This is a genomic window from Mycolicibacterium sp. lyk4-40-TYG-92, assembly GCF_030209435.1.
Lineage (GTDB): Bacteria > Actinomycetota > Actinomycetes > Mycobacteriales > Mycobacteriaceae > Mycobacterium.
This window is the reverse complement of the sequence record NZ_JARVRX010000010.1, coordinates 13,764-39,730: the sequence shown is the minus strand read 5'-3', so window position 1 is coordinate 39,730 and position 25,967 is coordinate 13,764. Positions and strand designations below refer to the sequence as shown.

The window sequence follows — 25,967 nt, the reverse complement described above, 5'->3', positions numbered from 1 at the left end:
GGCCCTGTTCGTGTGTCAGTCCAGATCGTCGTGCGCCATGAGCCGGCGGGCCGCCTCGACGATCGAACCCGAGAACGACGGATACACCGACAGCGTCTGGGCGAGGTCCGTCACCGAGATCCGGTTCTGCACCGCGAGCGCGATCGGCAGGATCAGCTCGGAGGCGATCGGCGCGACCACGACGCCGCCGATCACCACGCCCGTCGCCGGTCGACAGAAGATCTTGACAAAACCGCGCCGCACCAACGACATCTTCGCGCGCGCATTGGTGGTCAGCGGCAGCATCAGGGTGCGGGCCGGGACGGTGCCGGCATCGATCGCCGACTGCGGCACCCCGACCGCGGCAATCTCGGGGCGGGTGAACACCGCGGCCGCGACGGTCCGCAGCTTGATCGGCGAAACCCCTTCACCGAGAGCGTGATACATCGCGATGCGGCCCTGCATGGCGGCCACTGAGGCCAGCGGCAGCAGGCCTGTACAGTCGCCGGCCGCGTAGATGCCCGGCGCCTTGGTGCGCGACACGCGGTCGACCGTCAAGTAGTTGCCGGGACCGAGCTCGATGCCGGCCTTCTCCAGCCCCAGGCCCGAGGTGTTGGGTACCGACCCGATACTCATCAACGCGTGGCTGCCCTCCACGACGCGGCCGTCGGCGAGGCTCACCTTGATGCCGGTTTCGGTGCGGACCACCGAATCGGCGCGGGCGTTCTTGACCAACGTCACACCGCGCTCGGAGAACACCTCCTCGAGCACCGCGGCGGCGTCGGAGTCTTCATGCGGCAGGATCTGGTCGCGGCTGGCCACGACCGTGACCTTGACGCCGAGTTCGGTGTAGGCGTTGCAGAACTCGGCGCCGGTGACACCGGAGCCCACGATGACCAGGTGCTCGGGCAGGTCGTTCAGGTCGTACAGCTGACGCCAGTTCAGGATGCGTTCACCGTCGGGTTTCGCGTTGGGCAGCACCCGGGGGCTGGCGCCGGTGGCGATCAGCACGACGTCGGCCTTGAGAACGCCGGTTCGGCCGTCGGGCGTCGTGACCTTCACGCGGTGGTGCGCCATGCCGGGGATGCTGTCGACGAGCTCGCCACAGCCGGCCACCACGTTGACACCGGCGCGCAGCAACTGACCGCCGATGTCGACCGACTGGCTCCGAGCCAGCGTCTTGACCCGGTTGTTGATCTGCGGCAACGAGATCTTGGCGTCCTCGATCTTGATGTCGAAGCCCAGCCCGTCGGCCCTGCGCAACTCGGTGCGCACGCCGCTCGAAGCGATGAACGTCTTGGACGGCACGCAGTCCCAGAGCACGCAGGCACCACCGATACCGTCCCGGTCGACGACGGTGACCTCAGTTGCCTCAGGGCCGTAACCGGCGGCAACCAGGGCTGCCTCATACCCGGCGGGACCGCCGCCGATGATCACGATGCGGGTAGCCACGGCTACATCTAACCCTGAGTTGGGTGTTGGTCGCCGGACAACAAGCCGTAGGCTTGCCGAGTGCCGCTCTACGCCGCTTACGGATCGAACATGCATCCGGAGCAGATGCTTCAGCGGGCCCCTCATTCTCCGATGGCGGCCACGGGGTGGCTGCACGGCTGGCGACTGACGTTCGCCGGCGCCGACATCGGCTGGGAGGGCGCGCTGGCGACGCTGGTCGAGGATCCGCTGTCGAAGGTCTTCGTCGTGCTCTACGACATGACCCGCGAGGACGAGGAACGCCTGGACCGCTGGGAAGGCTCCGAACTCGGCATCCACAAGAAGATCCGCTGCCGGGTGCACCGGGTGTCCTCGGACACCTCGACCGACCCGGTGCTCGCCTGGATGTACGTCGTCGACGCCTGGGAGGGCGGGCTGCCCTCAGCCCGATACCTCGGAGTGATGGCCGAGGCGGCCGAGATCGCCGGTGCCCCCGCCGACTACGTCCACCACCTCCGCACCCGCCCCTCCCGCAACATCGGGCCCTAGTTTTTTTCCCGCGAGCGGCCGTGTTTGTACAGCGACACACCGTGTTTCGTGTGCAATTCGGGGCCCCTCACGCGGCGCGAGCGTGACCAAACCGCCCATTGATACGGGCGACGAGGTCATCCGGGCGGTAACGGACGTCCTCGAAGACCATCGAAATCGCGGTCCATCCCACATCCATCAGCGCCGAAGCTCGCTCCCTGTCGGCCAACATCGCGTCTGCTCCGCTGTGCCAATCCACACCGTCGTACTCGGCAGCCACGTGGTACCGCGGCCACGCGAAATCCAGCCGACGTAGCTTCCCGCGGCCATCGACGACCTCGTACTGCAGTTCGGGCATCGGCAAGCCGCCGTCGATCATCACGAGCCGCGCCTCGCTCTCCATCGGTGACTCTGCGCGCGGGTCTGCGATGGGCAACAACTCCCTCACGGCGACGATGCCGCGCCGTCCGGCCTGTTTGGTCACCGCCCGGGACAACTCCACTCGGTCGCAGGTACCTGAACGCAGTGCAGCATCGAGCGTTGCCAGCGCACGTGGCCGTCGCACCGAGCGCGCTACCTCGATCGCGGTCCACGCCGGCGCGGTCGCGGGCCGACCCTGGGCGATTGCCATCGGCGCACCGTCACGCCGGTGAATCACCAGCCCGTCGGCATGCCGCAGGTGAGAACCCTCGGGATTGAGCACATGGAGGTCCTCCGGCTCCTCGGTATCGAATCCGTAGAGCGCCGCCGCCGTACCCAGGCATACGGGCACCGGTTTGCCCGCTGCGAGATCGAGTCCTCGGAGACGAGTCCAGTCGTCGGGCTCACCACGCGAGTAGATACCTTGCCAAATACGTTCCAGCGCACCCGTTCTCAGGTGTGCCTCAAAGGTTCTGCGCGACAGCGTCTGCAGAATCTGAGCGCTGGTTGCGACCCCACCCTGGCGGTCGAGCAATGCTTCGAGGTCGGCGTTCATGACACCGATGGTCGGCGGCCACGGCAGGCGCCGAAAGGCGCTTCAGGCGATCTGTGGATCAATCACGAACTGTGGAATTTCGCGGAGCGTGAAGCGGCACATGGATCAGTGCACAGTTCACGGCCACTCGCCGGCCGCGAGCGGCCCCTGAATGCGCACGAAATACGGCGTGTTGGCGTACAAACACGGCCGCTCGCGGGAGGTGGTTCCTAGGCCGCGGGCTCGGCGGATTACGACGGGTCAGAAGGCGGCGGCCTGCTCGATGATGTTGACCAGCACCCGGACGCCGACGCCGAGGGCGCGTTCGTCGAGGTCGAAGTTTGGCTGGTGGAGGTCGAGTTGCGGGCCGACGCCAGGCCAGACGCCGAGGCGGGCCATGGCGCCCGGCACCTCTTCGAGATACCACGAGAAGTCTTCGCCACCACCGGATTGCTTGGTGTCGGCCAGGGCGTCCGGGCCCAGCGCCTCGATGGCGTGGGTCATGATCCGCGTCGACAGTTCTTCGTTGACCACCGGCGGAACACCGCGCCGGTACAGCACCGTGTGATCGACATTGAGGGGCGCCAGCAGCGACGAAACGATCTCGCGAACAATCGATTCCATCTCCACCCAGGCATCTCGGCTGGCGGTGCGGATGGTGCCGGCAAGGGTTCCCGCCTGCGGAATGGCGTTCGAGGCGAACCCGGCGTTGACCGCGCCCCACACCATGACGGTGCTGTGCCGCGGGTCCACGCGCCGCGACAAGATGCCGGGCACCCCCGTGATCAGCGAGCCGAGCGCATAGACCAGATCACCCGTCAGGTGCGGGCGGGACGTGTGCCCACCCGGCGAGTGCAGGGCGATCTCGATCTGATCGGCGGCCGAGGTGATGGGTCCCGGAATGGTGGCAACCTTGCCGACCTCGAGACGCGGATCACAGTGCAGCGCAAAGATTCTCGACACACCCGCCAGCGCACCCGCGGAGATCGCGTCCAGTGCGCCACCGGGCATCAGCTCCTCGGCGGCCTGGAAGACCAGACGCACGCCGACGGGCAGCGTCGGCGCGGACGCGAGCGCCAAACCGGTGCCCAGCAGCACCGCGGTGTGGCCGTCGTGCCCGCACGCATGCGCCACGTTGGGGACGGTCGAGGCGAACGGCAGGCCGGTGCGTTCGTCCATCGGCAGCGCGTCCATGTCGGCCCGCAGCGCGATCCGCGGCCGGTCCTCGGGACCGAAATCACAGGTCAGACCGGTGCCACCGGGCAGAATCTTCGGGTTCAACCCGGCCTCGGCCAGCCGCGTCGCGACAAACCTGGTGGTCTCGAACTCCTGCCGGCCCAACTCCGGGTTGGCGTGCAGATGCCGCCGCCACCCGACCAGGTCACCGTAGTTCGTGGCCAGCCAGCGCTCGGCGTGGTCCGAGAGGGTCATCCGCGCCCTGCCTTCACTTGTTGCTGAACCGCTGCCCGGTCCGCCATCTTCTGCAAAACCCGGGCCCGTTCGTCCGGCGCCTGCGCCAACGCAACCACCGTGCGCGCCAACATGATTGCGCCCTCGGTCACAGCCTTGTCCGCACTCGGCCCCGCCGCGGCGGCGGTGAACTCCGGCTGGTGGATCGACGCCCCGTTGGCCTCGATCCCGACCACCGGATGGATACCCGGCATCACCTGCGTGACGTTACCCATGTCGGTACTCCCCAGGGGCACAGACACTTCCAGATCCATCGGCAGCGGAGTACGGCCGAGGCGCTCCATCTCGGCACGGAACACCGTGGTCAACCACGGGTCCGGTGTCAGCGCGTCGTAGCGCGGTGACACCTCCGTCACCTCGTGCGTGCAGCCCGCCGCCAGTGCGCCGGCCGCGAAGCACGAGAACATCCGCACCTCAAGCTCGTCCAGCGACGCCGAGTCCGTGGCGCGCATGGTGTACAGCAATTCCGCATGCGCCGGAATGACATTCGGCGCCTGACCACCGTCGGTGACGATGCCGTGCATCATCTGACCGGGCGTCAACTGCTGACGCAGCAGCCCGATCGCCACCTGCGCGACCGTCACCGCATCGGCGGCATTGATGCCCAAGTACGGCGCGACGGCGGCGTGCGACTCGCGTCCGCGGTAGGCCACCGACACCTCGGACAGCGCCAGGGACCGCGCTCCCGCGATGTCCACCGGACCGGGGTGCAGCATCACCGACGCCGCGACGTCGTCGAACAGGCCGGCGTTCAACAGCAACGCTTTTCCGCCGCCGGCTTCCTCGGCGGGCGTGCCGATCAACGCCACGGTGATGCCGATCTCGTCGGCGACCTCGGCCAGCGCCAGTGCCGTACCGACCGCCGACGCGGCAATGATGTTGTGTCCGCACGCATGTCCGATGCCGGGCAGCGCGTCGTACTCGGCGCAGATGCCGATCACCAGGTCACCGCTGCCGTAGTCGGCGCGGAAGGCAGTGTCCAGGCCACCGGCGGCCGGGGTGACGTGGAAGCCGCGCTCGGCCACGAGCGCCTGGGTCTTGGCGCAGCTGCGATGCTCCGCGAAAGCCAGTTCCGGCTCGGCGTGGATCGAGTGCGACAGTTCGATCAGATCGGCGCGGTGACGCGCAACGGCATCGGTGACCGTCTGCAGTGCGTCTCCCGTCAGCATCATGGAAGTATCGCACCGGCCCGTTCGGCCCCGGCTGGCAACTGTCGGGGCGAGCGAAGCGACGGGGTGGACCTAAGGTGGACGCCGTGACCGATCCGCAGGCCACCCCTGACCTCGCCGCCGCTGCGGCCGCCGCCGCCATCCGTGACCGCACCGGAATCACCGACTTCGAGGTGGCTGTCGTCCTCGGTTCCGGCTGGGCCCCGGCGGCCGCTGTACTGGGCGAGCCGGTAGCCACCATCACCATGGGTGACCTGCCCGGATTCACGCCGCCGACGGCATCGGGCCACGGTGGCCAGGTGCTCGCGCTGCAGATCGGCGGCCGCAACGTTTTGGTGCTGCTGGGACGCATCCACGCCTATGAGGGCCATGACCTGCGGCACGTCGTGCACCCCGTGCGCACCGCCATCGCGGCCGGCGCGAACACCGTGGTGCTCACCAACGCCGCCGGCGGCCTGCGTGACGAGTACTCGGTGGGCCAGCCCGTACTGATCAGTGACCACCTGAACCTGACGGCCCGCTCACCCCTGGTCGGTGCGCAGTTCGTCGATCTGGTCGACGCCTATTCGCCGCGACTGCGGGCACTGGCCCGTGCGGTCGACCCCACGCTGGCCGAAGGCGTGTACGCCGGCCTGCCCGGCCCGCACTACGAGACACCGGCCGAGATCCGGATGCTGCGCACCCTCGGTGCCGATCTGGTCGGCATGTCGACGGTGCACGAGACCATCGCGGCCCGTGCCGGTGGCGCCCAGGTCCTCGGCATCTCGATGGTGACCAACCTGGCGGCCGGGATGACCGGCGAGCCGCTCAGCCACGCCGAGGTCCTGGAGGCGGGGCGCCAGTCCGCGACCCGGATGGGGACGCTGTTGGCCGAGGTGTTGGCGCGATTGTGAGACGGCGACACCAAGCTTTGACGGAGGCAACGCCCAGCGAAACCGATTCAGGCGTTTCGCGGCTTCTATGAGCCTTCGTAACAACCCAACTGATAGATGAGAGTTTCATCGACTGCAATCGGCTGATCCGCATACGCCGCCAGTGATCGAACCGCATCGAGGTTCGGAATATCGAAGTCAAAGGGCTCCACAGGAATCTCATCGTCGACGCGCAGGATTTCGCGAATCGCAGCCACCGTCAGACGGGTCAGATGCGTCTCCTGCACTAGTCGCTCCGTCGTGCGGTCAAAGCCCTGAAGCCACCACGTAAGCACTACGGCTCCACCTTCCTTCCGGGATCTGCCGGCTTTGTCTGCGCACCCGTGTCCGGATCGAATTCGCCTTGATGAACGCCACGTTTGTTGTAGACCTCAACCTTGCCGTGCTGGCTGTCCCACTCGTAGATAGTCCCGTCGTCATCTTTCCAACGTCGCCGCATACGTCCGCCCGACATCCCCGTCTTTCGGGTCGCAGTCTTTGCGTTTGGGAACGCCCTGAGTTCCTTGGGAGCAGGGTAGAAGCTCCCCCCGGGCCCACTCACCATCCCACCGCCCTCGGCGTTGTAGATGGAAGCGTTCGCCTGCAGCAGCGGCTGCAGGTCTCTGGTGACGCCTGCGATTGCTACGCCGGCACCCGCCACCCCGGCGGCAACGGCGCCGGTCGCCAATCCTGCCGCGGCATCTAACGCAATTAGTATCGGCCGAATCCGAGCCGCGGCGGCCGCCGCATCCACCGACGCCGCCGCAGCGGCTCCACCAACGGTGCCCTCTGGGCCGATCAGGCTACCGACAAGGCCACCAACAATCCCGGCTGCGATTGCCCAACCGATAGTGTCCCGAATGATGTGACGAATCTCGGTATGCGCATCATCAATTTTCTCTGCCCAATCCAGGCACGCCTTGCCAAGCTGTTCATATTCAGTGGCCAGTTTCTCGACATCATTTGCCACTAAATCCATCTGTGCCATGGCCTTGCCCAGATCGGGAGACGACTGGTCTTCTACTGACTGCCAAGCGGGTCCGGCAAGGTTGTTTGCAGCGCGCAGCCCCTTTGCGGCGTCATTCCAGGCATTCCCGAGCTTTCGGAGTTTATCGGGGTCGCCGTTGGGCCATAAGTGGCCCTCCAGCCAACGGCTGATAAAACCCCATCCGAATGGCGCATCCGTATCTCCGCCATAGGCGCCCTTGAATGTTCCTACAGTGTTCCAAGCAGCAAGCGCGGGTGCGCCCAAGGGCGGTTCGGGTGGTGATTTCGCCGCTCGTTCGGCATTGGCGTGATTGATGCCGCTGCACGCAAGCAAATCATGTAGCTTCGCGTAGGCATTGACGACGTCTCCGCCAGCTTTGACCGCGTCGAACGCCGCAGGGTCGTAACTCGTCGACCATGCCTGCCCTGCGTTGTCAGTTCCGGCAGATCCGCCGCCGTCATTCAACGCAACGACCAGCGTCTTCATCACTTCGGCCGCGGACCCGCGCGCTTTGTCATACAGCCCCGCGGCCTCGGACAGTACTTTTGGGTCGACGGATATGGGCGCCACTAGGCCGGCCCCCAGCGGTCAATCAACAACGCGCCACTCGTCACGGCCACATCGCTGAATTGTGGCCTACTGCGCCCGAATAGCTCCCGTGCGCAACTTCCGCTTTTGCCTTCAGCTCGCCCAGCGCGTGTCGCATGTGCTCTGCTGCAGCGGTCCAGCGCGCGTGATAATCCTGATGTGCGTCGGCAGCATCGCCACGCCACGTCGTCTTGAGCTGCGCGACGTGCCGGTCCACCTCACTCGATACCGCTTCTACTCGGCTATCGAACGCTGCTACACGATCAATGAAACGCAGCAACTTATCGAGATCAACGGTGTATCCGTTCACCACAGCGGCCCAACGTCGACCGACGAGATGTTTCGCCCGGAGTCGTGGTCTTGCTCGGCATAAGCGCGTGCCGCCGTCTGCAACAAGTCTGAAGATTCATGCAGCACGCGAACCACTTCGTCGGCGCCCGTCGTCCACTCGGACCATATCTTCCCGTAGGACGCCGACGCGTCACCTCGCCATTCGCCTGACAAGTGATCCCACTCACGTCCGATGGCGTCCAACTCAGCTCGCAACTCCGCAGCCTGCGTCGCTAAACCCATGGCCGCCTTAACCATGTCGTCCCAGCTTGTTTCCAGCGTGCCAGCCACGCGAACCCCCATTGTATTCGTCCTACACCCCAGTGCCCAGAATAGAGGCAGTGGCGCAGTGTGCCCCGCACCAAAACCCACTGCGAGCACAATGGCCACCGTGACCACCACACCCCTGACCTTCGGCACCGCCGGCCTCCGCGGCCCCATGCGTGAGGGCCTCGACGCCATGAACGTCACCACCGTCAGTAGGGCGACGTGGGCCGTCGCGCAGGTGCTCAAAGACCGTTGTCTGGGCGGGTCGGCGGTCGTCGTCGGTCGAGACGCGCGGCACCACTCCGATGAGTTCGCCACCGCGACAGCGGAAATCCTTGCCGCCGAGGGGTTTTCCGTCATTCTCCTTCCTCGCCCGGCGCCGACCCCGGCCGTGGCGTATGCGGTGCGCCAACTCAACGCCGCTGCCGGCGTACAGATCACCGCGTCACACAATCCGCCGGCCGACAACGGCTACAAGGTGTACTTCGACGGCGGCATCCAGATCGTCCCGCCCACCGACCGCGACATCGAAACGGCAATGCGCCATGCGCCGACGGATATCGCCCGGCAGCCCGTCACGCCCACCGACGAAACCCTCATCGAGCAGTACGCCCGCCAGGCCGGGTCACTCCGCAAGACCGAAGGCGACCTCCGGGTGGCCCTGACCGCCATGCACGGCGTCGGCGGCGCACTGGCGATCGACGTGTTGAACCGCGCCGGCATCACCGATGTCCACACGGTGGCAACACAATTCGAACCCGACCCCGACTTCCCCACCGTCGCGTTTCCCAACCCCGAGGAACCAGGCGCCACCGACCTGCTGCTTGCGCTTGCCGCCGAGAGCGACGCCGAGGTCGCCATCGCCCTCGATCCCGACGCGGACCGCTGCGCCGTCGGGATACGCACCGCAAGTGGTTGGCGCATGCTGTCGGGCAACGAAACCGGTTGGCTTCTCGGCGATTACCTGCTGTCGACCCTGAGCCCCGACGAAGCCCAGAAGACCGTCGTGGCCAGCTCGCTCGTCTCGTCGCAACTGCTCGCGACGATCGCCGCCAGTTACGGAGCTCACCACGTCGAGACCCTGACCGGCTTCAAATGGCTGGCCCGCGCCGACCAGGACATTCCGGGCGCCACGTTGCGGTATGCCTACGAAGAGGCCATCGGCCACTGTGTCGATCCCGATGCCGTGCGCGACAAAGACGGCATCAGCGCTGCGGTGGTGTTCTGCGATCTGGTTGTGGCACTGCGGAATCAAGGAATGACGGTCGAGGATCGCCTGAACTGGCTCGCCGCGAAATACGGCGTCCACCTCACCGGCGCGGTCTCGGTGCACACCGACGCGGACGCGGTGATGGCCCGGCTACGTGCCGACCCGCCGGCCCAGATCGCGGGTATCACTGTCAGGACCGACGATCTCGCCCAGCTGCGCGGGCAACGTCGCACCGACGCCCTGATCTTCACGGGCGACGGCGTGCGGATCGCGGTGCGCCCGTCGGGCACCGAGCCGAAAGTCAAGGGATACCTGGAGATCAGCAGCCCGCCTGCCGCGGATGTGGCTGCCAGCCGAGTTGCCGCCGAGGCGCAACTGGCGGAAATCCGCGCCGCCGCGGCCGGCCTCCTGGCCCCCGCCTGAGGGGTCTCTGACGCGTGCGCGCCGGAACTTGTCAGCATGCGCTGACATAGTCAACATATGCTGACGGCTCCAGATCGCAAGCCTTGCAGGAGAAGCCGATACGCCGGCAGAAACGACACGCCCACCATCACGTTCAGCGCGGACCGAACTGCCGATCCCCCGCGTCACCCAGGCCCGGCACGATGTACGCGTCGTCGTTCAGCCCGGCATCGATGGTGGCGGTGAACAACTTCAGCGACGGAACCGCCTTCTCCACCAACGCAATTCCCTCCGGGGCACACACCACGCACACCGCGGTGATGTCGTCGGCACCGCGGTCGACCAGCAGTTGCAGGGTGTACGCCAACGACCCACCGGTGGCCAGCATCGGGTCGAGCACCATCACCGGCCGGCCACTCAGATCCGCCGGCAGAGATTCCAGGTACGGCGTCGGTTGGTGCGTCGCCTCGTCGCGGGCCATGCCGACAAAGCCGACCTGAGCCTCGGGAATCAGCGCGTGGGCCTGGTCGACCATGCCGAGACCGGCCCGCAGCACCGGCACCAGCAGTGGCGGGTTCGACAGCCTTGAGCCGGCACACGCGGCGACCGGGGTCTGCACCGGCAGCTCTTCGCTCGCCAACGAGCGAGTGGCTTCGTAGACGAGCATCAGCGTCAGGTCGCGCAACGCTGCCCGAAACCCGGCATTGTCGGTGCGCTCGTCACGCAGCGTGGTCAGCCGCGCCGCGGCCAGTGGATGATCGACGACCCGGACGTCCATGGGCGCCAACATTAATGGAACCGAACGGGCACGACGGCCGTCTTATCCACATGATCCGAAATCTGACCGTGGACCCGTCAGCCCTGCACAGCCTGTCCGAGGACTACCGCGGCCGCAGCACCGAACTGGCCGCGCACGCCGCGGACCTGACCGCCATCGCCGGGCAGTTCAACGTATTCGGCCCCGTGGGCGAAGCCTTCGCCACAGCGCTCGCACGGGCGACGCACCATCAGGCCCAGGTGGCGTACCGCCTCAGCGCACATCTCGACACCGGCGCCACCACCGCCGTCGCCACGGCGAGCACCTTCGTCGACGCCGACCACGCCGTCGGCGGCCGGATCGGAACCTGGTGGTGACGGGCTCACTGACAGCTGCGCTGGCCGCGCCGATCCGAGACGTGCAGGCGCTCGTGGGCCCCGGATTCTCGGACGCTGATCCGGCCGAAGCCCTACGCGCGGTGCAGTCCGGGCTCGACGGCGTCGCGGCCGGCGCCGACAGCGCGTGGCAGCAGGCCCGCGGCCAGTGGACCGGCACGGCGGCGGGCGGTGCCGGCCAGTTCGCGAACGCGGCGGTTACCGCGATCGTGGCGATGGCTATGACAGCCGGGCAACTGAGCACGCACACCGAACGGGCCGCCGCCGCGGTGGCGCATGCCCGCGAACGCCTCCAAACGATCCTGCAGAACTTCGAGGCCCGGGCCACTGAACTGGAGGCCGCTCTCGAATCACCCGCCGACGCCGCCACGCTCATCGACGAAGCGAGCCGGGCCCTGGATGAGGCCATCGCCGTCGTCGATGAGCTGCACACTGAACTCGCCGCGCAGGCCGAGCAGATCACGGCAACGGCAAGTGCTCCTGCAACACCGAGCCAGGGATCACCTTGGGAGGCAAGCGGATCAGGTTCGGGTGCGGGCATGAGCCCCAGCCTGGGCACGTCCGGTGGTCAGGGCGCAAACTGGGCCGGCGGACTCGGCGCGCTCGCCACTCCCGCAGCCCACACCGCCCAGGCCGCGCTCAGCGTGCGCAACCACCGCCGACCACCCGACCCTGGGAAATTCGGCGCCGGCGAGGCCGTCACGCTTCCCGACGGCAGCACCGCCACCGCGCCGAACAAGGTCGCGGCCGACGCGGTACGGCACGCTCTCACCCAGCTCGGCGTGCCGTACGTATGGGGTGGCACGACGCCCGGCGTGGGGCTTGACTGCAGCGGACTGACCCAGTGGGCGTATCGCGAGGCCGGGCTCGACCTGCCGCGGCTGGCGCAGGAGCAGGACGTCGGCGCCGCCGTCGACCGTGGCTCGCTGCGTCCGGGCGACCTGGCGGTCTGGGATGGCCACGTGGCGATGATCGTGGGGAACGGCCTCATGGTGGAAGCGGGCGATCCCGTCCAGCTGTCCCCGATCCGAACCACCAACCTGAATCAGGGTTTCCACGGCTTCTTCCGCCCGACGGCATGACCGCTAGGCAATACGACGACACGATGGCCCGGGCCCGCGCGGCGCTCGCGGTACTGAAGCGCACCGCCGCGGAACTGTCGACGCCGGGCCACGACCCCGAAGCCGCCGGCGCCGTTCTGCACAACCTGCGCGACGATCTCCTCCAACACGGCCCGCCCACCACCCGACGACAAGATGCCCCCAGCGTGGCCCGACCCGCGCGTCGATAGGCTGTGCCGCATGGCTGCTGACATCGTGCCGGTTCGGCTCGGGTTGACCAATGGCGATCTGTACACCCTGTGGGCGCCGCTATGGCGTGACGCCGACGACGAGTGGGAAGCGTTCCTCGGCCACGAGGAAGACCTCTACGCGTTCGAATCCGTCGCGGACCTGGCCGCTTTCGTGCGGACCAACACCGACAACGACCTCGCCGACCACCCGAAGTGGAAGGCGCTCGGCGAGGCCAACGCCCACCGCCTGAACCCCGATGAGAGCCACCTGCACGACCTGGTCGGCGTGCCCGAGCTGGTCGCCGAGAAGCCCACCGAGGAGTCCGTGACTTCGCTGCGACGGACCCTCCAGGTCGTCGGCGCCCTCGGCTCGGTCTGCGACCTGATCGCGGTCGCGAAGTTCTTCAACGGCAACCCCGTGCTGTCGACGCTCGGCGGCGGCGCCGAGGCCTACTCGGGCCGGGCCGGCCGCAAGCGCTGGGCCGACATCGAAGCCGCCGTCGGCCGCAGCTGGGACCACGTGCTCGACGCCATCGATGCGCTCGTCACCACCCCCGAGGTCGACGCCAAGGCCGCCGAGAAGGCCCAGGCCGAGCTAGACGCGCCCGCACCCGAGCCCGAAGAAGACGAACTCGACGAGGTCGACGAGACCGACGTCGACGACGTCGTGATCGAGGACGAGGTGGACACCGACTCCGAGGAGGCCGCCCTCACCGCGCAGGCCGAGCGTCAACTGCTCGGCAGCGACGAGGACTTCTGGGAGCGCGTCGGCATCGACCCGATCCGGATCATGACCAACGGCGGCACTCTCTACACGCTGCGCTGCTACTACAACGACCAGCCGCGCTTCCTCGGCCGCAACGGCCGCATCAGCGTGTTCGGCTCGGAGCGCGCCCTGGCCCGCTACCTGGCCGACGAGCACGAGAGCGACCTGTCGAGCTTCGAGGCATACAGCGACATCCGCACCGCGGCCACCGACGGCTCGCTGCAGATTCGCGTCACCGAGGACAACGTCTACGTGCTCAGCGGTCTGTCCGACGACATCGCCGACGGCCCCGACGCCGTCGACCGCGAGCAGCTGGACCTGGCCGTCGAGTTCGTCCGTGACGTCTGCGACTACGCCGAGGACGGCACCGCCGACAAGTACCTGACGACCAGCCAGCCGCTCGGCAAGTTCGTCGGTCACGTGCTGGAGCCCGAGACCGTCGGCGCCCCGTCGAAGCCGTACGCCGAAGCCGTCGCCCAGTGGGAGACGCTCGAGCGCTTCGTCGAGTCGCGCCTGCGCCAGGAATAACCGCCTGGGAAAAGACGGGCGATGAGTTCCGGGTGCCCTGCCGGTCTGCACTGACATGACCCAGACCAGCGCCCAACCCGTCGTCCGAAGCCTCGCCGTCTCCGGAGCCACCCTGCATTACGAGGTGCGCGGCAACGGGCCGGTGGTCGCTGTCATCGGTTCGCCCATGACGGCCTCCGAGTTCGCCGCGGTGGCCGACGCCCTGGCCGTCGACCACACCGTCGTGACCTACGACCCTCGCGGGCTGGGCGCCAGCCCCATCGAGGACCCCGCGCAGGACTCCACGCCAGAACTGCGGGCCGACGACGTCGCCGCGATCCTCGACGACCTGGGCGCCGGCCCGGCCGACGTGTTCGGCTCCAGCGGCGGCGCGGTGACGGGCCTCGCGCTGGCCGCCAGATACCCGGGCTTGGTGCGGACACTGGTGGCGCATGAGCCGCCCCTGCTGGAGCTACTGCCCGCATCGGAAGCAGCCAAGCAGCGCGCCGCGACGCGGGACATCATCGACACCTTCCACAGCGACGGCCCGGGCGCGGCCATGGCGAAGTTCATGGCGACGGCGGGCTTCGACCAGTCCGATGGCGACGCTCCCGCGCCGCCGGGACCGCCGCCCGCATCCGCCGAGATGGCCAGGCAACTCGCCGACCTGTCCCGGTTCTTCAGTCATGAATTGCTCTGCACCACAACGTATGTGCCCGACCTCGACGCGCTGCGCGCGAGCCGGGTGATCGTCGGCATCGGCGCCGACTCCGAGCCCCTCATCACCCACGGCACCTCGCTGGCGCTGTGCCGGCTGCTGGGCGTCGAACCCGTCATCTTCCCCGGCGATCACGGCGGGTTCATGAGCGCACCCGGAGAATTTGCCGACGCGCTGCGGGCCGTCCTGTCCAACTGAGACCCCGTTCACCTGCGATAACCCGCCCCCGGTTCCAACACCTAAGAAATCGCGTTGCAAAATTAGTTAGCAAGGCGTAAGAATTTCCCAAGAATCCGCTGAGTAAGCGGAGCCGCCTGCCGGGGCAGGCGATGGCAGCAGCTTGATCGTCGGGGTTCGGTCAGCGGGTTGAGCGGAAGGTGGTCGGGTGCGGTCAGAGTCGACTGGGCGACAAACGAAGCAGAGGTCGATGGGCCTACTGAAGAAGGTCTGGATACCGCTTCTCCTGGTGCTCGTACTGGCGGTGTCGGGCCTGGTGGTGTCCCGCCTGCACGCGAAGTTCGGGTCGGAGAACCTCAACGCCCATGCCGGCGCGGGCATCGAGATCGTCCAGTTCAACCCCAAGGTCCTCGTGTACGAGGTCTACGGACCGCCCGGAAGCTCGGCCGAGATCAGCTATTTCGATCCCGACGCCAACGTGCACTCGGTCAGCGCCCCGCTGCCCTGGTCCGTCACGCTGTCCACCACACTGCCGACCGTCAGCGCGAACCTGATGGCGCGCAGCGACAGTGAGCGCAGCAGCGACCACATCGGCTGCCGCGTCACCGTCAACGGCACCGTCCGAGAAGAGCAATCCGCCGATGGCGTCAACGCCCAGACCTACTGCCTGGTGAAGTCCGCATGACCGAAACACTTGAGACACCGCACAACACGACCGAAAAGCGGCCGAAGTTCGCGCACGCGCTGCGCATCCTGTCGGTGCCGATCATCCTGTTCTGGGTTGCCATCGCCGTCCTGGTCAACGTGATCGCCCCGCCACTGGAAGTCGTCGGTGAACTGCACGCTGCACCGATGGCGCCCGAGGACGCGCCGTCGATGCACGCCATGAAGCTGATGGGCGCCAACTTCAAGGAGTTCAACTCCAACAGCACCATCATGGTTGTCGTCGAGGGCAAGGAACCGCTCGGCCCGGATGCCCACCGCTACTACGACGAGATCATCCGCAAGCTGCAGCAGGACCCCGAGCACATCCAGCACATCCAGGACTTCTGGGGCGACACGCTGACCGCGGCCGGCGCGCAGAGCGCCGACGGCAAGGCGTCGTACGTGATGCTCAACCTCGCCGGTGAGCAGGGCATGACGCTTGCCAACGAAGGCGTCGATGCCGTCCGCAAGGTCATCGAGGAGACCAAGGCGCCGCCGGGTGTGCAGGCGTACGTCGCCGGGCCCGCCGCGCTGACCGACGATCTGCACGTCATCGGCAACGCGAGCTTGGTGATGATCACCCTGATCACGCTGGCCGCGATCGCGGGCATGCTGCTGGTGGTCTACCGCTCGGTCCGGACCACGCTCGTCCAGCTGTTCCTGACGTTCCTGGCGCTGCTGACCGCGCGCGGCGTGGTGTCGGTGCTCGCCACCCACGACGTGTTCGGGCTGACGACATTCGCGGGCAACATCCTGACCATGCTGGCCATCGCCGCGGCCACCGACTACGGCATCTTCATCTTCGGCCGGTACCGCGAAGACCGCGGCATGGGCCTCGACCGGGACGACTCTTACTACGCGACGTTCAAGTCGGTTGCGCCCGTCATCGTGGGTTCCGGTCTGACGATCGCCGGCGCGACGTACTGCCTGAGCTTCTGCCGCCTCCCCTACTTCACCACCATGGGCGCCCCGGTCGCGATCGGCATGATCGTGGTGGTCGCGATCTCGGTCACGGTGGGGCCGGCCGTCCTGTACCTCGGTAGCCGGGTCGGGATGTACGAGTCCAAGCGACCGCCGCAGAGCCGCTTCTGGCGCCGCATCGGCACGTCTGTGGTGCGTTGGCCCGCACCGATTCTGGTGGCGAGCCTGTTCGTCGTCCTGATCGGGATCGTGGCCATCCCCGGCTACAAGCCCGCCTACAACGACCGCTACTACCTACCCGCGGACGCCAAGGTCAATGTCGGCTTCGCGGCCGCCGACCGGCACTTCACGCAGGCCCGCATGAATCCCGACATCCTGATGGTCGAGTCCGGCCACGACATGCGCAATCCCGCAGACATGCTGGTGCTGAACAAGATCGCGAGCAACGTGATGCACACTGAGGGCATCGCGATGGTGCAGAGCATCACCCGGCCGCTGGGGATCCCCATCCAGCACAGCTCGATTCCGTTCCAGACGAGCATCTCGGGCCAGACCAGCAACATGAACCTGCCGTTCCAGCGCAAGCAACTGGAAGACCAGCTCCGGATGATCGACGCGACCAACGTCTCGATCGACATCCTGGAAAAGCAGTACGCGCTCTCGCTCGAGCAGACCAGGCTGACCCAGGACTCCGACCGCAAGTCCCAGGAGTTGCTCAAGGTGACCGAGCAGATGCGCGACAACATCGCGAACTTCGACGACCAGTTCCGGCCCATGCGCAACTACTTCTATTGGGAGCCGCACTGCTTCGACATCCCGATGTGCGCCGCTATCAGGTCCGTGTTCGACTCCCTGGACGGCATCGACGAGTTGACCGACCGGACCAGCGACGTGCAGGTCAACACCGATAAACTGGCCGACCTGGCACCGAAACTGACGGCTCTGCTCCCCCAGACCATCGCGTCGATGAAGACCAGCCGGGACCTGTCGCTGGCGTCGTACAACTCGCAGAAGGCGCTCATCGACCAGATGCAGGCCATGAACGACACCGCACTGGCCATGGGTTCGGCATTCGACGGCGCCAAGAACGACGACCTGTTCTACCTGCCGCCCGAGGCGTTCACCAACCCGGACTTCGAGCGCGGGCTGAAGATGTTCATGTCGCCCGACGGCAAGTCCGCGCGCATGTTCATCACCCACCAGAGCGACCCGGCGACCGTCGACGGCATCGCCCGGGTGGAGTCCGAACGCAAGGCCGCGCAGGAGGCCTTGAAGATGTCGTCGCTGTCGGACGCCAAGATCTATCTCGGCGGCGTCGCGGCGACCTACAAGGACATGGCCGACGGTGCCCGCTACGACCTGATGATCGCCGTGGTCTCGTCACTGACGCTGATCTTCATGATCATGCTCATCCTGACGCGCAGCGCGGTCGCGGCCCTGACCATCGTCGGCACGGCGGGCAGCTCCATCGCCGCGTCGTTCGGCATCTCGGTGCTGCTGTGGCAGGACCTGTTCGGTGTCCAGGTGCAGTGGCTGGTCATGCTGATGTCGGTCATCATCCTGTTGGCGGTCGGCTCGGACTACAACCTGCTGCTGGTCTCCCGGTTCCAGGACGAGATCCACGCCGGGCTGAAGACCGGCATCATCCGGTCCATGGCCGGCACCGGCGGTGTCGTCACCTCCGCGGGCCTGGTGTTCGCGGCCACCATGGCCGGCATGATGGCGAGCAAGCTGATCGTGCTGGCGCAGATGGGTTCGACCATCGCGATCGGTCTGCTGATCGACACCTTCATCGTGCGGTCGCTGCTGATGCCGTCGATCGCGGTGCTGCTCGGCCGCTGGTTCTGGTGGCCGCAGGTCGTGCACCCGCGCGGCAGGTACAACACCGAGAAGTTCGTGCCGAAGGCGTTCCAGCAGCCACGGCAGGAGCCGGTGTCGGCGGGCGCCGCCGGGCGCTCCGGCTTCGTCGACGACGCCCCGACCGACAGCTATCCGACCAGCACGGCGTAGCGCGGTTTGATGATGTCGTCGATGATCGCCAGCCGCTCGTCGAACGGGATGAAGGCCGACTTCATGGCGTTGATGGTGAACCGCTGCAGGTCGGTCCAGCCGTAGCCGAACTCGTTCACCAGGTGCGCCATCTCCTGCGTCATGGTGGTGTCGCTCATCAGGCGGTTGTCGGTGTTGACGGTGACGCGGAACCGGAGCCGCGCCAGCTGGTCGAACGGGTGCGCGGCGATGCTGGCCGCGGCACCGGTCTGCACGTTGCTGCTCGGGCACATCTCCAGCGGAATTCGCTTGTCCCGCACGATGTTCGCCACCCGGCCGAGCCGGAAGGTGCCGTCGGGCCCCTCCTCGATGTCGTCGACGATGCGCACGCCGTGCCCCAGCCGATCGGCGCCGCAGAACGCGATGGCCTCGTGGATGGACGGCAGACCGAAGGCCTCGCCGGCATGAATGGTGAAGCGCGCGTTGTTGCCCCGCATGTACTCGAAGGCGTCGAGATGGCGGGTCGGGGGGTGCCCGGCCTCGGCGCCGGCGATGTCGAACCCGACCACACCGCGGTCGCGGAAGCGGATGGCCAACTCGGCGATCTCACGGGACCGGGCGGCATGCCGCATGGCGGTGACCAGACACCGGACCGTCGTCGTCTGCCCGGCCGCGGCCGCCGCCTTCTCCCCGTCGGCGAATCCGGCCAACACCGCGTCGACGACCTCGTCCAGCACCAGACCGCCGGCGATGTGCAGCTCGGGCGCGAACCGCACCTCGGCATAGACGACGTTGTCGGCGGCCAGATCCTGGACACATTCGTACGCGACGCGGTACAGCGCGTCGGTGGTCTGCATGACACCGACGGTGTGCGCGAACGGCTCCAGATACCGGACGAGCGATCCGCTGTGGGCCTGGGTGCGGAACCACATCGCGAGCTCGCCGACATCCATGGTGGGGAGGTCGCCGTAGCCGCTCTGTTCGGCCAACTCCACCACCGTGGCGGGCCGCAGGCCGCCGTCCAGGTGATCGTGCAACAGCGCTTTGGGTGCCTGCTTGATCTGATCCAGCGTCAGGGTGGTCATGGGTCCATCTTGCGCCGGATGGCGGCTTTTAGCCCGCCGGCTCGTCCGCCAGCAGCAGCCGTGTCCGGAACAGGTCGAGAACCTGATCCAGTGCGGCCCGGGTGGGCTGGCCCGGCTCGTCGATCAGGTGCTCGGTGACCACCGAGTGCGGTGGGAGCCGGGCATCCGGGTTGGCGTCCGCGTCCTCGAGTTCGACGGCGATGAAGGCATCGCCCAGCTGCTCGCGCAGGAAGTCGAAACGCTCCGCCGGCACCAGCTTGTCACCCTTGAACCGCATACCGAGGACGTTGAGCCCGCGGGCGCACCGGCCCTTGACGACCTCCAGGTCCGCCGGCGAGATGTCGATGTTGTGGCGCTGCTTGGCGGTCAGGCCCACCGGCATCGACGGCTGGGACAGCACCGGGGCGAGGATGACGTCGTCGGTGGCCATCGCCAGGGCGTAGCCGCCGGTGAAGCACATCCCGATGGCGCCGACGCCGGGGCCGCCACAGCGCTCGTGTTCGGCGCGGGCCAAGGCCCGTAACCAGTCGACGACCGGCGACGTCTTGCCGGTCGCGAGGATCGTGAATTCCTTGCTGATGCACGACGGGACGACGGACGCCATGCCCTTGAGCGCCGCCAGGTTACTGGCGTTGGGGTCCAGACCCGGGATGCCGAACAGGTGCGGCAGGACGGCGGTACAACCCAGGTCCGCGACCTTGCGGGCGAAGGCGAGAACCTTCGGCGTGATGCCGGGTATCTCGGCGATCACGATGACGGCCGGACCGGTCCCGCGGCGGAACACGGTGCGGGTCGTGCCATCGTGGGTGAACTCGGTGCGCTCGAAGTCGCGGAGGTCGTCGTCAGCCATGCGGACGACCCTAGCCGCGGGCGGGGTCACCGGCCAGCGTTGGTTTCGCGGCTATTCGATGCGGTCGAGCACCACGGGTCGCTGCGGCGGCGCCACGTCGTCCACCGACCATCCGCCGTCGAGTTCTGCCAGCGCCGACGGCAGCCGCTCGGGGGTCTCGGTGTACAGCGTGAACAGGGTCTCGCCGGCGGCGACGGGCTCGCCGCTGCGCCGGTGGAGGTACAGCCCCGCCCCGGCCTGCACGGGGTCTCCGGGTTGGGCCCGCCCCGCGCCGAGCCGCCAGACTGCCATGGCGACCGACATCGCATCGATGTCACCCATCACCCCGCTGCGCGACGCCACGACCGTCTCGGTGTGCGTCCCGATCGGCAGGGGCGCCGCGGGGTCGCCGCCCTGCGCGGCGATCAATTGCCGGAACCGGTCCATCGCGGTCCCGTCGGTCAGGGTCTGGGCGGGGTCGACGCCGTCGATGCCGGCCACGTCGAGCATCTCGCGCGCCAGCGCGACGGTCAGGTCGACGACGTCATCCGGGCCGCCGCCCGCCAGGACCTCCAGCGACTCGGCAACCTCGACCGCGTTGCCGACCGCGCGGCCCAGCGGCCGGTCCATGTCGGTGAGCAGCGCCCGCGTCGGGACGCCGTAGGCGACGCCGAGATCGACCATGGTGCGCGCCAGCTCACGTGACTCGGCCTCGGTCTTGAGGAACGCGCCGCGGCCGACCTTGACGTCCAGCACCAAGGAGTGGGCGCCCTCGGCCAGTTTCTTGCTCATGATCGAGCTGGCGATGAGCGGCAACGATTCCGTCGTGCCCGTGACGTCGCGCAGGGCGTAGATCTTGCGGTCGGCCGGCGCCAGGTCACCGGCCGCGAAGATCGCCGCACCGATATCGGAAAGCTGTTGACGGATACGGTCTTTCGATAGTTCGGCGGTGAAGCCGGGGATCGCCTCCAGCTTGTCCAAGGTGCCACCGGTGTGCCCGAGTCCGCGGCCGGCGGCCTGCGGGACGGCGCCGCCGCAGGCCAGGATCACGGGCACCAGCGGGATGGTGATCTTGTCGCCGACGCCGCCGGTGGAGTGCTTGTCCACCAGCGCGAGCGGCCTGCCGTCGCGCCGCAGGTCGGTGAAATCGAATCGCTCCCCCGAGTGGACCATGGCCGCGGTCCAGCGGGCGATCTCGGCCGGCGTCATGCCGCGCAGGAAGATGGCCATCAGCAACGCCGACATCTGCGCATCGGCTACGTGCCCCCGGGTATAGCCGTCGATCACCCAGTCGATCTCGGCGTCGGACAGCACGCCGCCGTCGCGTTTGGTGCGAATGACCGTCGGCGCATCGAGATGCGACCCGTGATGTAGTGCATCGAACGCCACACCGGAATGCTAGCCAAGTTACCCGCGAGTAACCGCCAAGCCACCCAGAAGCGTTGCCCCGCTTGGCGTTACCGGCGGTTCAGGTCATCCGGCCCGAAGGCATCCGGCAGCAGTTCGGCCAGCGGCCGCGGACCCGATGCATGGTCGATCAGCATGGCCGGCCCACCGTGCTCGAGCAGCACCTGTCGACAGCGGCCACACGGCATCAGCACCGCCCCCGAACCGTCCACGCACGCCAGCGCGAGCAGCCGTCCACCGCCGCTGGAATGTAGGGCGCAGACCACAGCACACTCCGCGCAGAGGCCAAGGCCATATGAGACATTTTCCACATTGCAGCCCACCACGATTCGGTCGTCGTCGACCAGCGCGGCAGCTCCCACCGGGAAGTTCGAGTACGGCGCATAGGCACCCCGGGAAGCATCTATCGCCTTGTCCCGCAACAGTTTCCAGTCAATTTCCGGCATCACAGACACCCCGTTCCCGGCACCCGGGTACCGCCTCGAGACGCGACCCGACCAACAAGTAAGTTAATGTAGGCAAACCTAATTTCCGGCGCGGGTTCACCATTCTCCCCACACGCTAGTTCTGACTGTGCGCAAATTGGGATTAGAGTCGCCCCGAGGTTTGGGCTCGGCACGCGAAAAAGTTGCTGCCGGGTCACGCGTCCACCGACGGCGTTGGAGGTCGAAATGAGTACAGCGGCAGCCGCGGAATCCGCCATACCCGCGCCGCGTTCATCCCAGAAGCGACGGAGCCTGTATCGCGGAGATCCGGGCATGTGGTCCTGGGTGCTTCACCGCATCACCGGCGCCACCATCTTCTTCTTCTTGCTGGTCCACGTTCTGGACACGGCGCTGGTCCGGGTCAGCCCCGAGGCCTACAACGAGGTGATCAACACCTACAAGACGCCGATCATCGGGCTCATGGAGATGGGCCTGGTCGCGGCGGTGCTCTACCACGCTCTCAACGGCGTGCGAGTCATTCTGATCGACTTCTGGCAGCAGGGCCCCAAGTACCAGCGGGTCATGCTGTGGACCATCCTGGCCATCTGGATCGCGGTCGTCATCGCCGCAGTTGGGGTAGAGGGCATGCACATGGTTGAGCACTACGGGTGGCTCAAGTGACCACGCACACCGATTCCGGCGCCGCCGAGGCGCGCCGCGGGGGCCGTCCGGCCCCGGTCATGGAGCGCGAGCACGACCGTCCCGCCGCCCTCGATCACCCCCGCGCCCCCCGGCGCGCCCGTGGCATCCCGTACTTCGAGAAGTACGCCTGGCTGTTCATGCGCTTCTCCGGCGCCGCCCTGGTGCTGCTCGCTCTCGGTCACCTGTTCATCGGGCTGATCTGGCAGAACGGCGTCTACCGCATCGACTTCAACTACGTCGCAGAGCGCTGGGCCTCGCCGTTCTGGCAGATCTGGGACATGGCGCTGCTGTGGCTGGCGCTGGTGCACGGCGCCAACGGCATGCGCACCATCATCGGTGACTACGCCCGCAAGAACACCACCAAGTTCTGGCTGAACTCGATTCTGCTGCTGGCCACCGGATTCACCCTGGTGCTGGGCAGCTACGTGTTGGTCACCTTCGACGCGAACATCAAGTAGGGACGCAGATGATTCAGGAACATCGCTACGACGTCGTCATCGTCGGTGCCGGTGGCGCAGGTATGCGCGCGGCTGTGGAAGCCGGCCCGCGCGTGCGCACCGCCGTGCTGACCAAGCTGTACCCGACGCGTTCGCACACCGGTGCCGCGCAGGGCGGCATGTGCGCCGCACTCGCCAACGTCGAGGACGACAACTGGGAGTGGCACACGTTCGACACCGTCAAGGGCGGCGACTACCTCGCTGACCAGGACGCCGTCGAGATCATGTGCAAGGAAGCCATCGACGCGGTGCTGGACCTCGAGAAGATGGGCATGCCGTTCAACCGGACGCCCGAGGGCCGCATCGACCAGCGTCGCTTCGGCGGTCACACCCGTGACCACGGCAAGGCCCCGGTCCGCCGCGCCTGCTACGCCGCCGACCGCACCGGCCACATGATCCTGCAGACGCTGTACCAAAACTGCGTCAAGCACGACGTCCAGTTCTTCAACGAGTTCTACGCCCTCGACGTGGTCCTCACCGAGACCCCCGGCGGCCCCGTCGCCACCGGCGTCATCGCCTACGAGCTGGCCACCGGCGACATCCACATCTTCCACGCCAAGGCGATCGTCTTCGCCACGGGCGGCTCGGGCCGGATGTACAAGACCACCTCCAACGCCCACACCCTCACCGGTGACGGCCTGGGCATCATCTTCCGCAAGGGACTTCCCTTGGAGGACATGGAGTTCCACCAGTTCCACCCGACAGGCCTGGCCGGCCTGGGCATCCTGATCTCGGAAGCCGTCCGTGGTGAAGGTGGCCGTCTGCTCAATGCCGAAGGCGAGCGCTTCATGGAGCGCTACGCCCCCACCATCGTCGACCTGGCGCCCCGCGACATCGTCGCCCGCTCGATGGTGCTCGAGGTCCTCGAGGGCCGCGGCGCCGGACCCAACAAGGACTACGTCTACATCGACGTGCGTCACCTCGGCGAAGAGGTGCTGGAGGCCAAGCTTCCCGACATCACCGAATTCGCCCGCACCTACCTGGGCGTCGACCCCGTCACCGAACTGGTGCCGGTGTACCCGACCTGCCACTACGTCATGGGCGGCATCCCGACCACGATCAACGGCCAGGTGCTGCGCGACAACGTCAACATCGTGCCGGGTCTGTACGCCGCCGGGGAATGCGCCTGCGTCTCGGTGCACGGCGCCAACCGCCTGGGCACCAACTCGCTGCTCGACATCAACGTGTTCGGCCGTCGTGCCGGCATCGCGGCCGCCGAGTACGCGCAGAACCACAACTACGTGGAGCTGCCGGACAACCCGGCCGACATGGTCGTGGGCTGGGTCGGCGACATCCTGTCCGAACACGGCAACGAGCGCGTCGCCGACATCCGCACCGCGCTGCAGCAGTCGATGGACAACAACGCCGCCGTGTTCCGCACCGAGGAGACCCTCAAGCAGGCGCTGACGGACATCCACGCGCTGAAGGAGCGGTACAGCCGAATCACGGTGCACGACAAGGGCAAGCGCTACAACAGCGACCTGCTCGAGGCCATCGAGCTGGGCTTCCTGCTCGAGCTCGCCGAGGTCACCGTCGTCGGTGCGCTCAACCGCAAGGAATCGCGCGGCGGCCACGCCCGCGAGGACTACCCGGACCGCGACGACACCAACTACATGCGCCACACCATGGCCTACAAGCAGGGCGCCGATCTGCTGTCCGACATCCGGCTGGACTACAAGCCCGTCGTCCAGACCCGGTACGAGCCGATGGAACGGAAGTACTGACATGACTGCTGTTCTCGACAAGCCCGAAGCCGGCGACCCGCCGCTGCCTCCGGTGCCGGACGGCGCCGTCATGGTCACGCTGAAGATCGCGCGGTTCAACCCGGAGAACCCGGACGCCGCCGGCTTCCAGAGCTTCCGCGTCCCGTGCCTGCCCAGCGACCGGTTGCTGAACCTGCTCCTGTACGTGAAGGGCTACCTGGACGGCACGCTGACGTTCCGCCGCTCCTGCGCCCATGGCGTGTGTGGGTCGGACGCCATGCGGATCAACGGTGTGAACCGGCTGGCCTGCAAGGTCCTCATGCGCGACCTGCTGCCGAAGAAGCCCGGCAAGGACCTCACCATCACCATCGAGCCCATCCGCGGCCTGCCCGTGGAGAAGGACCTCGTGGTGGACATGGAGCCGTTCTTCGACGCCTACCGCGCCGTGAAGCCGTTCCTCATCACGTCGGGCAACCCCCCGACCCGTGAGCGCATCCAGTCGCAGACCGACCGCGCCCGCTTCGACGACACCACCAAGTGCATCCTGTGCGCCTGCTGCACCACCTCGTGCCCGGTGTACTGGAGCGAGGGTTCGTACTTCGGCCCCGCCGCCATCGTCAACGCGCACCGGTTCATCTTCGACTCGCGCGACGAGGCCGCCGCCGAGCGACTGGACATCCTCAACGAGGTCGACGGTGTGTGGCGCTGCCGCACCACCTTCAACTGCACCGAGGCCTGCCCCCGCGGCATCCAGGTGACCAAGGCGATCCAGGAAGTCAAGCGCGCCTTGATGTTTGCCCGATAGGCGCCTTACCTTCGAGTGTTGGCTTGTGTTCGAGATTCGCTGAAATTCTCGAACACAAGC

27 protein-coding genes are annotated in these 25,967 nt (G+C 67.2%); 14 read left to right on the top strand and 13 right to left on the bottom strand.

Annotation, left to right across the window (positions count from 1 at the left end; all coding sequences use genetic code 11):
• Window positions 1-15: 15 nt before the first annotated feature.
• Window positions 16-1,431, bottom strand: coding sequence for an NAD(P)H-quinone dehydrogenase (locus tag QRN63_RS14985; protein ID WP_267318213.1), 1,416 nt, complete (start codon window positions 1,429-1,431; stop codon window positions 16-18).
• 60 nt (window positions 1,432-1,491) lie between these two features.
• Here QRN63_RS14985 and QRN63_RS14980 point away from each other — a divergent pair, with 60 nt between their 5' ends.
• Window positions 1,492-1,959, top strand: coding sequence for a gamma-glutamylcyclotransferase family protein (locus QRN63_RS14980; RefSeq protein WP_267318214.1), 468 nt, complete (start codon window positions 1,492-1,494; stop codon window positions 1,957-1,959).
• 67 nt (window positions 1,960-2,026) lie between these two features.
• Here QRN63_RS14980 and QRN63_RS14975 read toward each other — a convergent pair whose 3' ends face one another.
• The 3 genes from QRN63_RS14975 to QRN63_RS14965 all read right to left on the bottom strand — a co-directional run bounded on the left by QRN63_RS14975 (window position 2,027) and on the right by QRN63_RS14965 (window position 5,532).
• Window positions 2,027-2,914, bottom strand: a complete 888-nt coding sequence (locus QRN63_RS14975) for a type IV toxin-antitoxin system AbiEi family antitoxin (RefSeq protein WP_285031509.1) — start codon at window positions 2,912-2,914, stop codon at window positions 2,027-2,029.
• Window positions 2,915-3,154: 240 nt separating this feature from the next.
• Window positions 3,155-4,324, bottom strand: a complete 1,170-nt coding sequence (locus QRN63_RS14970) for a M20 family metallopeptidase (RefSeq protein WP_285031508.1) — start codon at window positions 4,322-4,324, stop codon at window positions 3,155-3,157.
• The gene (locus QRN63_RS14965; protein WP_285031836.1) at window positions 4,321-5,532 is read right to left on the bottom strand and encodes a M20 family metallopeptidase; all 1,212 of its coding nucleotides are present in this window, start codon (window positions 5,530-5,532) and stop codon (window positions 4,321-4,323) included. The genes QRN63_RS14970 and QRN63_RS14965 overlap by 4 nt, the downstream gene beginning before the upstream one ends.
• Window positions 5,533-5,618: 86 nt before the next feature.
• On the opposite strand from QRN63_RS14965, the gene QRN63_RS14960 reads away from it, so the two are divergent.
• On the top strand, window positions 5,619-6,425 hold the full coding sequence (locus QRN63_RS14960; protein WP_285031507.1) for a purine-nucleoside phosphorylase: 807 nt from the start codon (window positions 5,619-5,621) through the stop codon (window positions 6,423-6,425).
• A 65-nt stretch (window positions 6,426-6,490) separates the two neighbouring features.
• Here QRN63_RS14960 and QRN63_RS14955 read toward each other — a convergent pair whose 3' ends face one another.
• The 4 genes from QRN63_RS14955 to QRN63_RS14940 form a co-directional block, all read right to left on the bottom strand.
• Entirely contained in the window at window positions 6,491-6,739 is a 249-nt protein-coding gene (locus QRN63_RS14955; RefSeq protein WP_502888137.1) for a DUF7683 domain-containing protein, read from the bottom strand.
• Window positions 6,739-7,917 (bottom strand): colicin E3/pyocin S6 family cytotoxin, encoded by a 1,179-nt coding sequence (locus QRN63_RS14950; RefSeq protein ID WP_285031505.1) that lies wholly within the window; start codon window positions 7,915-7,917, stop codon window positions 6,739-6,741. The genes QRN63_RS14955 and QRN63_RS14950 overlap by 1 nt, the downstream gene beginning before the upstream one ends.
• Before the next feature lie 124 nt (window positions 7,918-8,041).
• The gene (locus tag QRN63_RS14945) at window positions 8,042-8,329 is read right to left on the bottom strand and encodes a WXG100 family type VII secretion target (protein ID WP_285031504.1); all 288 of its coding nucleotides are present in this window, start codon (window positions 8,327-8,329) and stop codon (window positions 8,042-8,044) included.
• Window positions 8,326-8,640, bottom strand: coding sequence for a WXG100 family type VII secretion target (locus QRN63_RS14940; protein ID WP_285031503.1), 315 nt, complete (start codon window positions 8,638-8,640; stop codon window positions 8,326-8,328). The genes QRN63_RS14945 and QRN63_RS14940 overlap by 4 nt, the downstream gene beginning before the upstream one ends.
• Here QRN63_RS14940 and QRN63_RS14935 point away from each other — a divergent pair.
• Complete coding sequence (locus QRN63_RS14935) at window positions 8,606-10,249, top strand: phospho-sugar mutase (protein ID WP_285031502.1); 1,644 nt, start codon at window positions 8,606-8,608, stop codon at window positions 10,247-10,249. The genes QRN63_RS14940 and QRN63_RS14935 overlap by 35 nt on opposite strands.
• Window positions 10,250-10,382: 133 nt before the next feature.
• On the opposite strand, the gene upp is transcribed toward QRN63_RS14935, so the two are convergent.
• Window positions 10,383-11,006 carry a uracil phosphoribosyltransferase gene (upp, locus tag QRN63_RS14930; protein WP_267318218.1) on the bottom strand — a complete coding sequence of 208 codons (624 nt, stop codon included), beginning with the start codon at window positions 11,004-11,006 and terminating at the stop codon, window positions 10,383-10,385.
• 50 nt (window positions 11,007-11,056) lie between these two features.
• Here upp and QRN63_RS14925 point away from each other — a divergent pair, with 50 nt between their 5' ends.
• The 7 genes from QRN63_RS14925 (at window position 11,057) to QRN63_RS14895 (ending at window position 18,475) form a co-directional block, all read left to right on the top strand.
• Window positions 11,057-11,362, top strand: coding sequence for a type VII secretion target (locus QRN63_RS14925; RefSeq protein ID WP_285031501.1), 306 nt, complete (start codon window positions 11,057-11,059; stop codon window positions 11,360-11,362).
• Window positions 11,359-12,462 (top strand): C40 family peptidase, encoded by a 1,104-nt coding sequence (locus QRN63_RS14920; protein ID WP_285031500.1) that lies wholly within the window; start codon window positions 11,359-11,361, stop codon window positions 12,460-12,462. The genes QRN63_RS14925 and QRN63_RS14920 overlap by 4 nt, the downstream gene beginning before the upstream one ends.
• Window positions 12,459-12,671 carry a hypothetical protein gene (locus QRN63_RS14915; protein WP_285031499.1) on the top strand — a complete coding sequence of 71 codons (213 nt, stop codon included), beginning with the start codon at window positions 12,459-12,461 and terminating at the stop codon, window positions 12,669-12,671. Before QRN63_RS14920 ends, QRN63_RS14915 begins: the two co-directional genes overlap by 4 nt.
• Before the next feature lie 10 nt (window positions 12,672-12,681).
• Entirely contained in the window at window positions 12,682-13,965 is a 1,284-nt protein-coding gene (gene satS, locus QRN63_RS14910) for a protein export chaperone SatS (protein WP_285031498.1), read from the top strand.
• A 55-nt stretch (window positions 13,966-14,020) separates the two neighbouring features.
• Window positions 14,021-14,860 (top strand): alpha/beta fold hydrolase, encoded by an 840-nt coding sequence (locus QRN63_RS14905; RefSeq protein WP_285031497.1) that lies wholly within the window; start codon window positions 14,021-14,023, stop codon window positions 14,858-14,860.
• Between the two features lie 229 nt (window positions 14,861-15,089).
• Window positions 15,090-15,524: an MmpS family transport accessory protein gene (locus QRN63_RS14900; protein WP_267318224.1), complete on the top strand. Its 435-nt coding sequence runs from the start codon at window positions 15,090-15,092 to the stop codon at window positions 15,522-15,524.
• The gene (locus tag QRN63_RS14895) at window positions 15,521-18,475 is read left to right on the top strand and encodes an MMPL/RND family transporter (protein WP_267318225.1); all 2,955 of its coding nucleotides are present in this window, start codon (window positions 15,521-15,523) and stop codon (window positions 18,473-18,475) included. The genes QRN63_RS14900 and QRN63_RS14895 overlap by 4 nt, the downstream gene beginning before the upstream one ends.
• Here QRN63_RS14895 and QRN63_RS14890 read toward each other — a convergent pair.
• The 4 genes from QRN63_RS14890 to QRN63_RS14875 all read right to left on the bottom strand — a co-directional run bounded on the left by QRN63_RS14890 (window position 18,454) and on the right by QRN63_RS14875 (window position 22,221).
• A complete protein-coding gene (locus QRN63_RS14890; RefSeq protein WP_285031496.1) occupies window positions 18,454-19,539 on the bottom strand; it encodes an adenosine deaminase in 1,086 nt (361 codons plus the stop codon). The genes QRN63_RS14895 and QRN63_RS14890 overlap by 22 nt on opposite strands.
• A gap of 28 nt (window positions 19,540-19,567) precedes the next feature.
• Window positions 19,568-20,389, bottom strand: coding sequence for a dienelactone hydrolase family protein (locus QRN63_RS14885; protein WP_267318227.1), 822 nt, complete (start codon window positions 20,387-20,389; stop codon window positions 19,568-19,570).
• A gap of 51 nt (window positions 20,390-20,440) precedes the next feature.
• Window positions 20,441-21,757 carry a thymidine phosphorylase gene (locus tag QRN63_RS14880; protein WP_285031495.1) on the bottom strand — a complete coding sequence of 439 codons (1,317 nt, stop codon included), beginning with the start codon at window positions 21,755-21,757 and terminating at the stop codon, window positions 20,441-20,443.
• Between the two features lie 68 nt (window positions 21,758-21,825).
• Window positions 21,826-22,221, bottom strand: coding sequence for a cytidine deaminase (locus QRN63_RS14875; protein WP_285031494.1), 396 nt, complete (start codon window positions 22,219-22,221; stop codon window positions 21,826-21,828).
• Window positions 22,222-22,446: 225 nt separating this feature from the next.
• Here QRN63_RS14875 and sdhC point away from each other — a divergent pair, with 225 nt between their 5' ends.
• The 4 genes from sdhC to QRN63_RS14855 are packed head-to-tail and all read left to right on the top strand — an operon-like array spanning window position 22,447 to window position 25,907.
• The gene (gene sdhC / locus QRN63_RS14870; protein ID WP_081633487.1) at window positions 22,447-22,881 is read left to right on the top strand and encodes a succinate dehydrogenase, cytochrome b556 subunit; all 435 of its coding nucleotides are present in this window, start codon (window positions 22,447-22,449) and stop codon (window positions 22,879-22,881) included.
• Between the two features lie 59 nt (window positions 22,882-22,940).
• On the top strand, window positions 22,941-23,360 hold the full coding sequence (locus QRN63_RS14865; RefSeq protein WP_051128559.1) for a succinate dehydrogenase hydrophobic membrane anchor subunit: 420 nt from the start codon (window positions 22,941-22,943) through the stop codon (window positions 23,358-23,360).
• A gap of 8 nt (window positions 23,361-23,368) precedes the next feature.
• On the top strand, window positions 23,369-25,123 hold the full coding sequence (sdhA, locus tag QRN63_RS14860) for a succinate dehydrogenase flavoprotein subunit (RefSeq protein WP_285031493.1): 1,755 nt from the start codon (window positions 23,369-23,371) through the stop codon (window positions 25,121-25,123).
• 1 nt (window position 25,124) lies between these two features.
• The gene (locus QRN63_RS14855) at window positions 25,125-25,907 is read left to right on the top strand and encodes a succinate dehydrogenase iron-sulfur subunit (protein WP_073693518.1); all 783 of its coding nucleotides are present in this window, start codon (window positions 25,125-25,127) and stop codon (window positions 25,905-25,907) included.
• The last annotated feature ends 60 nt before the right edge of the window (window positions 25,908-25,967 follow it).